This window comes from Stenotrophomonas sp. YJH_SMC_135, from assembly GCF_059372355.1.
Genome location: NZ_JCAFVN010000008.1, coordinates 134373 through 143258 on the forward strand (window position 1 = coordinate 134373; position 8886 = coordinate 143258).

Consider the following 8886-nt stretch of genomic DNA (forward strand, 5'->3'; position numbering starts at 1 on the left):
GCTCGGCTCTACAGAGATTCTTCCTGCGACACCCGGTCGCAGGCCATCGAGCGACGCGCTTGACCAATGTCAAACCGCCCGCCGCCGCGCGGGCGTATTTCTATGCAGGACCCGAACACGCCGGCACTGCCGGCATCCACAAGGACCCTGCGATGAGCTACACCCCCGACAACGCCCAGCTGCTGAACGCCATGCAGAACGTCATGGTGATCTCCACCACCGACCTGCAGGGCAACATCACCTACGCCAATGACCTGTTCTGCACGCTCACCGGCTTCGCCCGCGAGGAACTGATCGGCCAGCCGCACAGCATCGTGCGCCACCCGGACGTGCCCAAGGCCGTCTACAAGGACATGTGGGACACCATCAAGGCCGGCAAGACCTGGACCGGCATCGTGCCCAACCTTGGCAAAGGCGGCGTGCTCTACGTGGTCGACACCACCGTGCAGCCGCTGTTCGACGCCGACGGCAACATCACCTCGTACATCAGCATCCGCCGCGTGGTGAACGACCTGATGCAGAACTACGACCTGGTCGAGTTCAGCAAGGAAAAGTTCGACGACTTCTACGAGGCCGCGTGAACGCTCTCCCGACCAGTACGCCCTTCAGCCGCCTGCTGGTGGGTTTTGCGTCCGAGTCGGGCAACGCCCGCGCCCTGGCCCAGCGCCTGGGCGCGGGCCTGCAGCTGCACGGGCCGCAGGTACTCCCGTTCAACGACATCGACGTGGCCAGTCTCGGCCACGGCGATGTGCTGCTGGCAATCTCCAGCTCGTTCGGCGATGGCGAACCGCCGGCCAATGGCGAGCAGTTCTTCGAAACACTGCGCCAGACCCCGACGCTGCGCGGCCTGCGCTATGCGGTGTTCGGCCTTGGTGACACCGGCTACCCCAGCTTCTGCGGCTTCACCAAGGCGCTGGATGCTGCATTGAGCGAGCGCCAGGCCCAGCCGCTGCTGCATCGGGTGGACGCCGATCTGGGCTACGAGCAGTTCTTCCAGCAATGGCAGCCGGTGCTGGGCCAGGTGCTGGAGGGTGACCTCAGCGCTGGCCAGCACCTGCACCTGCAGGTCACCGCCTATGGCGAAGACAATGCCTTTGCCGCGCGCATCCTCGAACGCCGCCGCTTGAACAGCAGCGACCCGGCCGCGTGGCACCTGCAACTGGACACTGCCGGCAGTGGCATGGCCTATCGCGCGGGCGACACCCTGCACGTAGTACCCGAGAACGATCCTGCCCTGCTGCAGGCGTTGGCCACCTGGTACGGCGACACCGCCGCCGTGGCCGCCCTGCACGACCGCGAGCTGCGCCTGCTGAGCAAGGGCGTGCTGCGCGAACTGGCCCGGCTGGGCGGTAGTGAGGCACTGAAGGGCCTGCTGAAGGTCAGCCAGAAGCGCGAGCTGGACGCCTACCTGCACGGCCTGGACCTGCTGGACGTGCTGCAGGACCACGCCACGCCGGACAGCGTGCCGCTTGCCCGGCTGCGCGAACTGCTGTCACCGCGGCTGCCGCGCGCCTATTCGATCGCCTCGCACCCGTGCGACGACCAGCTGAGCCTGTGCCTGCGCGAAGTGCGCTACACCCTGCGCGGCCGCGAACGCTTCGGTACTGCCACCGGCAGCCTCCTGCATGGCGGCGACCATGCCCGTGTGTACTGCCGCTCCAACCCCGGCTTCCACCTGCCCGATACCGGCGAGGCACCGCTGCTGCTGGTCGGTACCGGTACCGGCATCGCACCCTTGATGGGCCTGCTGCAGGAACTGCAGGCCAACGCCTGCGAACGCGAGGTGCACCTGGTGTTTGGCGAGAAGCACCGCCAGCACGACTACCTGTACCGTGACCAGCTGCTGGACTGGCGCACGCGTGGCGTGCTGGCCGGCCTGCATACCGCGTTCTCGCGCGATGGCGCCGAAAAGATCTATGTGCAGCATGTGCTGCAGCAGCGCGGCGATGAAGTGCGCGATGTGCTGGCCCGCGGTGGGCATCTGTACCTGTGCGGCAACAAGCGCCACCTGGAAAGCGCGGTGCGCGAGGCCATCGATGCCATCGGCGGCGAAGGGCACTGGGACACGCTGCGCAATGAAGGCCGCACGCACTGTGAGCTGTACTGATCCATGACCACCGGACCGCACGGACCTTGAACCGGTAGAGCCGGCCGCTGGCCGGCTGCTCAGGATTCCGTGGTTGCCGGCCAGCGGCCGGCACTACCATCAGATGTGCCCAACCATCGCCGGCGCGTCCATCACGGGTCAATTGTCGACAATGCGGCCGTCCACCACGCGCGCCACCTGCTGGCCGAACATGGCCACATCCTGCGGGTCATGGCTGATCAACAGCAGCGGAATGCCGGTCTTGTCCAGCACGGTCTCCAGCTCCTGGCGCAGGTGCTGGCGCAGGTCGTGGTCCAGCGCGGAAAACGGTTCATCCAGCAGCAGCGCCTGCGGCTGTGTCACCAGCGCGCGCGCCAGCGCGGTACGCTGGCGCTGTCCGCCGGAAATCTGTGATGGCAGCAGATCGCCCACCGTGTCGATGCGGAAGGCGTGCAACCACTGTTCCACCGCGTCGAAGCGCTGGCCGATCCGCGGATTCAGCCATCCCTTCTGCAGCCCGAACGCCACGTTCTGGCGCACGCTTAGGTGCGGGAACAACGCGTAATCCTGGAACACGTAGCCCAGCCGACGGCGCTGCGGTGGCAGGTCCACGCCGGTGGCCGTATCGAACAGGGTCTGCCCCTGCAGGCGCACATGGCCCTGGCCTGGTCGCAGCAGTCCGGCCACCGCCTTCAGGGTCAGGCTCTTGCCGGCGCCGGAGGGTCCGAACAGCACCACCTGCCGCTGCGTGCACTGCAGCGATACGTCCAACACGAAATCCTGGCCGGCCGCCTGCAGGCGACGCTGCACCTGCAGGTCAAGCCACATCACGCAGCTCCCGGCGACGTCCGCCCACCAACCGCGCAGCCAGCAACAGGATCACGATGCACACCACCGAGGTCAGGATCACCAGCGCATTGGCCTTGCCGTCCTGACCGGCCTGCACCGCCTCGTAGATGGCGATCGACAACGTCTGCGTCCGGCCCGGAATGCTGCCGGCCACCATCAACGTCGCGCCGAATTCGCCCATCGCGCGTGCAAACGCCAGCAACAGGCCGGCAAGAATGCCGCGCCAGGCCAGCGGCAGCGTGACGCGGAAGAACACCGCCGCTTCGGACACACCCAGCGTCCGCGCGGCCTGCTCCAGCTGTCCGTCCACTTCCTCGAACGCCGCGCGTGCCGGCTTGAACACCAGCGGCAGCGAAGCCACCGCCGCCGCGATCACCGCGGCCTGCCAGGTGAACACCAGGTTGATGCCGAACCACGACTGCAGCCACGCGCCGATCGGGCCGTTGCGACCGATCAGCACCAGCAGGTAGTACCCCAGCACCGTCGGTGGCAGCACCATCGGCAGGGTCAACAGCGAATCCAGCAGCTCACGGCCGGGAAAGCGCCGACGCGCCAGCAGCGCACCCAGCGCCACGCCCAGTACCAGGTTGATCGCGGTGGCCCAGCCGGCCACCTTCAGCGACAACCCCAATGCACTCCAGTCCAGATCCATGCGTCAGGGCTTGCCGAATCCGTGCCGGGCCAGGATCGCCTGGCCCCGCGCCGAACGCACAAAGGCGACAAACCGCTTGGCCTCTGCCGGCTGCGCGCTGGCCCTGGTCACCGCCAGCGGATAGGCGATGCGCCCGGACACCGGTACCGCGAAGGCACGGCGTACCCGGTCCGGCATCGCCTGCGCGTCAGTGGCATAGACGAAGCCGGCATCCACTTCACCGCGCGCCACGTAATCCAGCGACTGGCGCACGTTCTGCGTGGTGATGATCCGGCCCTGCACCGACGGCCACAGGCCGGCCGCTTCCAGCGCGCCCTTGGCATAGCGGCCGACCGGCACGCTGTCCGGGTTGCCCAGTGCGATGCGTTGCACGCCGGCACCGGCCAGGTCCTTCAAGCTGCGCGGCGCGGCCCTGGCCTGCGGCGGCGCCACCACCCACAGCGCGTTCACCGCGAACACCGCGCGGCTGCCGGCCGCCAGCAGGTCCTGCTGCTGGGCCTGGTCCATGGTGGCTTCATCGGCCGACGCGAACACATCCACCGGCGCGCCGCGGCTGATCTGCTGCAGCAGTACGCCAGAGGCGGCGAAGTTGAAATCGACCCTGGTTCCCGGGTGCGTCTTCTCATAGGCCGCACCCAGTTCGCGGAAGCTCTCGGTCAGGCTCGACGCCGCCGACACCGTCAGGTCGGCCGCCCAGGCCGGTACCGTGGCCAGCAGGCCCAGCCACAACAATGCCGCTCGCTTCATGCCCAGCCCCCTGCCTGATCAGTCCAGTCCGGCGTCCCGGGCTACGGCCAGTTCCGCCAGCCGGTCCGGGTCCAGCAACAGCATCTCACGTTGGTTCACCGCAATCACACCGTCGTCGCTCAAGCGGCGCAGTACCCGGCTCACCGTCTCCGGCGCCATCCGCAGGTAGTTGGCGATCTCGGTGCGGGCCATGCTCAGGTTGAAACGGGTGGCGGAGAATCCGCGCCGGGCATAGCGCTCGGAAAGATCCAGCAGGAACGCCGCCATGCGCTCCTCGGTGCGATGGTTGGCGGCCAGCGTGGCGACCTTGCCGATCTCGGCGCTGAGCAGGCTGAACAGCCGCGCCTGCAACCCCGGCATGCGCGTGGCCAGCAGGCTCAATCGCGGAAACGAGATCCGGCACAGGTAGACGGTGTCCAGGGCCACGGCGTTGCAAGGGAAGCGCGCGCCGTGGATGGCATTGAGCCCGATCACCTCGCCCGGCAGGCTGAAACCCAGCACCTGCTCGTTGCCCTGGCTGTCATCGACGAACGTCTTGACCATGCCGGCACGCACCGCGGCGATCGAGTCGAACGGATCGCCGGCACGGAACAGGTAGTCGCCGACCTGGAACGGGCCGACGTGGTCGACCAGCACATGCAGCTCGCCCAGCGCGGTCTTGTCGTAGCCCTGCGACATGCAGGCGTCGGAGAACGCACAGGTGCTGCAGAAGTGCAGCGCGTCTCCGTCATCGGCTGCTGCCGGATTGGGCGTGGCCGGCCGGGACGCAGAGGGAGCGGAGGGGTTCACAGGCATTGCAGCGGGGCAGGAACGAAGGCCCTCATCATACGACAGCGCACCGCCCGGCCCTGCGCAACGTGCGCCTACTCTGGCGCGGGTTCGGAACGCCGCTGCGGGCCACGCTGCCGCATGCTGTCGCGCACGTCCACGTCGAACTGCAGCTGCAGCATGCTGTCGTCATCCAACGCGATACCGAAGCCCAGCCCATCCCGGCAGGGCAGCCTGCCCGCCAGCAACTCAACCGCCTGGCGAGGCAGTACCAACCGGCAGAATGTCCCGCCATCGAGCAGCACCGCCTGATCGCCGGCATGCAGCGACAGCGCCACGCCCCAGCCACCACTGCCACCAAAGCGCGTCAGGTTCTCCACTGATTCGCCGGCCAGCAATCCTGCCAGTTCTTCCTCATCCACGCGCAGGCGCATCGATTGCTGTTGCAGCTGGACCTTCATGCTGTGATGGACTCCCATTCCGACGGGGTGTTGCAGTTGAGCAGCAACGCCTGATCCTCCGGCGCCAATGGCAGCCGGATTACGCCCAGGCGTTGCTGCAGGGCGCGCAGTGAACGACGCGCCGTCGGATCCTCAATCAGCTCCTGCAGCACGCGGCGGCAATGATCATCGATCCGCAACCGCATCGGCAACGGTTCATCGTCGAATACCGTGCAGGCACGCCCTTGATCGGCCTGCAGCCGCTGCAACAGCGCGGGTGTCACCCGCGGCGTATCGACCGGCACCACCCAGGCGGGGCCGTCCGGCATCTGCATCGCCACACTGTAGAGGCCGCCCAGCGGGCCGCAGCGTGCGACCCGGTCCGGGATGCCACCAAAAGCTGGGTAGTCGCCGCTCACCCATACCCTCCCGGCGCCGGCCTGCAGCAGCAGGCCGCGCATGTGTTCCAGCAGCGTGCGGCGGTGCCAGGGCAGCAGCGCCTTGTCGCGGCCCATCCGGCTGGACAGGCCGCCGGCCAGCACGATGCCATCAATGGGGATGTTCGTGATCGTGCGCATGGTCATGGCCGGGTTCGCTGTCCGCATGGCACAGGCTGCAACCTTCGCTCCACTGGCTGTCGCCGTCCTCGTAATGCTCCTGCTTCCAGATCGGGCACTGGTGTTTCACCACTTCGATCAACTGCCGGCAGGCCCGGAACGCTTCGTCACGGTGCGGGCTGCCGGCGGCCACCACCACCGCCACATCGCCGATGCCAAGCCGGCCCTTGGCATGCGCCACATACAGTTTCAGCTTCGGACCGAACGTGGCTTCGACCTCGGCGGCCAGGCGCTTGAATTCGTTTAGCACCAGCGGTTCGAACAGATCGTAGGTGATCCCGGTCACTCGCCGGCCCACATTGACGTCGCGCACCTTCCCGATGAACACGTCGATGCCGCCGAAGCCCGGATCGGAAACCGCCGCGATGCCCTCGGCCGGATCGATTGCCGCCTGCGCGCGGTCCACGACCTTGGCGATGATCGTCTCGCTCATCGCTCAGCCCCCGCTCACCGGCGGCAGGATCGCCACCCGGCCATCGTCGGGCAGCGCCTCGTGGTCGCGCAGCACGCGTTGCTGATCGGCGAATGCCGAGTAGTCCAGCAGGCCCGCGCGGAAACCCGGCCAACGCAGCGGCAGCAGCTCTCGCAGCGCCTGGCGCAGATCGGCCACGGTGCCACCGGCTACATCCACGGCGATCTCGCGGCTGGCATCCAGATCGGAAAACGCACCGAACAATTGCAGATTCACCTGTCTCATCACGGCTCCTGGCTCGCCAGCTGCACAGGGTCCTGATGACCCCAGCCCTGCACACGCACTGGCGTGCCGGCAGGGGCGAGACCGCCCTCGCCGTCCAGCACCACCCAGGCATTGGCCTGCAGCATGGACATCAAACGGAACGACTCCTGCCCAGCCAGCACGCGCGCACTCAGGCGGCCCTGCGCGTCCACTTCCACCCGGGCCCGCGCATGGAAGCGCAGGCCCGGCGGCGTGCGCACGTCGGCCTGCAGCGGCAACATCAGCACCTGCTCCGGTGCCAGCCCCAGCAGGCGGCGCAGCACCGGCTCGACGAAGAAGCGCTGGCCCACCGCAGCCGACACCGGGTTGCCCGGCAGGCCGAAGTACAGCGCGCCATTGGGCAGCACCGCGAACAGCAACGGCTTGCCAGGACGGATCGCCACCTTGTGGAACACGATGCGCGCACCTCGGCCACGCAGCGCGTCGGGAATGAAATCGTAGCGGCCGGCCGACACCGCGCCGGTGCTGATCAACAGCTGCGCACCCGCGTCCAGCGCTGCATCCAGTACGGCATTGAAGGCGGCCACCTCATCGCCCACCGTGCCCTGCCAGACCACCTCGGCACCGGCGGCCTGAAGGCGGCCGACCAGGTATGGCCGGTTGCTGTCACGGATCTGCCCGGATTCCAGCGCCTGCGCCGCCTCGGTCACCAGCTCCTTGCCGGTGGCGATCACCGCTGCCTTTGGCCGCGCCACCACCGCCACCTCGCCCACGCCGATCGCATGCAGCAAGGTGCGCGCGTTGATGTCCAGCACCTGCCCGGCCTGCAGCACGCGCTCGCCGTCGCTCACATCCTCGCCACGCAGGCGCACATTCTGGCCGGGCTTCACCGTGCCCTTCAGGGCAATGCGGGTCGGGCGGCCGTCCTCGCTGGCGAGGATCTCCACATTCTCGACCGGCACCACCGTATCCAGCCCAACCGGCATGCGCGCACCGGTCATGATTTCCCAGGTACCCTCGCCGCCTTCGGCACCGGCATCGCCGGCCGCCTGCCAGCCCTGCACCGCGAATTCGGTACCGGCCTCGAACGCCGTACCGTTGGCGCGCAGCGCGAAGCCGTCCATCGCCGAATTGTCGAACGGCGGCAACGACTGCCCGCTGTGGATGTCACTGGCCAGGGTACGGCCGCCGGCCTCGTGCAGCGGCAGGCGTTCGGCCGGCAGCGGCGTGGCCGCGTCCAGCAGGTGCTGCAAGGCATCGCTGTAGGGGATCATGCGTGGCCATCCCCCTCGACCATCGCCAGGGCGTGGCCCAGTACCGGCGCCAGGATGTCCAGGCACTGCGCCGCCGCCTTCGGGCTGCCCGGCAATGCAAACACCAGCATGTTGCCCAGCTGCACCACCTCGGCGCGGCTCAGCCAGGCCATCGGCGTGTGCTGTGCGCTCAGTGCCCGCACCATCTGCGCCAGGCCATGCACCGGCCGCGCATTCAACGAACGCAGCGCCTCCGGGGTCAGGTCACGCGGGCCCAGCCCGGTACCACCGGTACACAGGCACAGGCGCACGCCCTCGGCGGCCAAGGCCTGCAGGCGGCCCGCCAACGGCTCGATGCCATCGGGCAGTACCTCGGCGGCCACCACCTCGCCCCCCAGCTTCTTCAGCCCGGTCACCAGGGTCGGGCCGGAGACATCTTCATAGGTGCCTTCGCTGGCGCGATCGCTCAGCGTGATCACCGCGCAGGCCGCGCCTTCCAGGCCCTTCGGCGCACGCGGCTTGAACCGCTCACGCTCGGCCTCGTCCATGCCGTCCGGGTGCAGCCAGACACCGCGCTTGCCGCCCTCCTTGAACAGCAGGCGGATGCCTTCGATGCTAAGTGCCGGCTCCACCGGCTTGCTCAGGTCGTACAGGGTCAGCAGCGCCGCGTTGACGCCGGCCAGTGCCTCCATCTCCACGCCGGTGCGCGCCTCGCTGGCGCACTCGCACCACACGCGGATCGCCTGCCGTTCCGGTACCGGCGCGCAGAACACCTGCACCAGTTCCAGCGGCAGCGGG

The 8886-nt window shown here is 68.3% G+C and carries 12 protein-coding genes; 2 read left to right on the forward strand and 10 right to left on the reverse strand.

The annotated features are described in order from the left end of the window. The first annotated feature begins 152 nt into the window (after window positions 1-152). Together AC5P98_RS20240 and AC5P98_RS20245 are read left to right on the forward strand one after the other, a co-directional pair. On the forward strand, window positions 153-581 hold the full coding sequence (locus AC5P98_RS20240; protein WP_005409905.1) for a PAS domain-containing protein: 429 nt from the start codon (window positions 153-155) through the stop codon (window positions 579-581). Continuing rightward, window positions 578-2107 carry a diflavin oxidoreductase gene (locus tag AC5P98_RS20245; RefSeq protein WP_049404283.1) on the forward strand — a complete coding sequence of 510 codons (1530 nt, stop codon included), beginning with the start codon at window positions 578-580 and terminating at the stop codon, window positions 2105-2107. The genes AC5P98_RS20240 and AC5P98_RS20245 overlap by 4 nt, the downstream gene beginning before the upstream one ends. Before the next feature lie 138 nt (window positions 2108-2245). Here AC5P98_RS20245 and AC5P98_RS20250 read toward each other — a convergent pair whose 3' ends face one another. The 10 genes from AC5P98_RS20250 to AC5P98_RS20295 form a co-directional block, all read right to left on the reverse strand. After that, entirely contained in the window at window positions 2246-2914 is a 669-nt protein-coding gene (locus AC5P98_RS20250; RefSeq protein ID WP_049404280.1) for a sulfate/molybdate ABC transporter ATP-binding protein, read from the reverse strand. Beyond that, window positions 2904-3587, reverse strand: a complete 684-nt coding sequence (gene modB / locus AC5P98_RS20255; protein WP_005409908.1) for a molybdate ABC transporter permease subunit — start codon at window positions 3585-3587, stop codon at window positions 2904-2906. The genes AC5P98_RS20250 and modB overlap by 11 nt, the downstream gene beginning before the upstream one ends. Before the next feature lie 3 nt (window positions 3588-3590). Continuing rightward, a complete protein-coding gene (gene modA / locus AC5P98_RS20260; protein WP_049404276.1) occupies window positions 3591-4334 on the reverse strand; it encodes a molybdate ABC transporter substrate-binding protein in 744 nt (247 codons plus the stop codon). A gap of 18 nt (window positions 4335-4352) precedes the next feature. After that, window positions 4353-5129, reverse strand: coding sequence for a helix-turn-helix domain-containing protein (locus tag AC5P98_RS20265; RefSeq protein WP_049404274.1), 777 nt, complete (start codon window positions 5127-5129; stop codon window positions 4353-4355). Window positions 5130-5197: 68 nt separating this feature from the next. Then, on the reverse strand, window positions 5198-5563 hold the full coding sequence (locus AC5P98_RS20270; RefSeq protein ID WP_046430998.1) for a hypothetical protein: 366 nt from the start codon (window positions 5561-5563) through the stop codon (window positions 5198-5200). Continuing rightward, window positions 5560-6126: a molybdenum cofactor guanylyltransferase gene (gene mobA / locus AC5P98_RS20275; RefSeq protein ID WP_049404270.1), complete on the reverse strand. Its 567-nt coding sequence runs from the start codon at window positions 6124-6126 to the stop codon at window positions 5560-5562. The genes AC5P98_RS20270 and mobA overlap by 4 nt, the downstream gene beginning before the upstream one ends. After that, the gene (locus tag AC5P98_RS20280) at window positions 6092-6592 is read right to left on the reverse strand and encodes a molybdenum cofactor biosynthesis protein MoaE (protein ID WP_032959974.1); all 501 of its coding nucleotides are present in this window, start codon (window positions 6590-6592) and stop codon (window positions 6092-6094) included. Before AC5P98_RS20280 ends, mobA begins: the two co-directional genes overlap by 35 nt. Before the next feature lie 3 nt (window positions 6593-6595). Further along, on the reverse strand, window positions 6596-6856 hold the full coding sequence (locus AC5P98_RS20285) for a MoaD/ThiS family protein (protein WP_005409914.1): 261 nt from the start codon (window positions 6854-6856) through the stop codon (window positions 6596-6598). Beyond that, window positions 6856-8109, reverse strand: a complete 1254-nt coding sequence (locus AC5P98_RS20290; RefSeq protein ID WP_049404262.1) for a molybdopterin molybdotransferase MoeA — start codon at window positions 8107-8109, stop codon at window positions 6856-6858. The genes AC5P98_RS20285 and AC5P98_RS20290 overlap by 1 nt, the downstream gene beginning before the upstream one ends. Beyond that, window positions 8106-8886, reverse strand: a 781-nt coding sequence (locus AC5P98_RS20295; RefSeq protein WP_495230187.1) for a bifunctional molybdenum cofactor biosynthesis protein MoaC/MoaB, incomplete at its 5' end; no start/stop codon positions are given. The genes AC5P98_RS20295 and AC5P98_RS20290, both read right to left, overlap by 4 nt.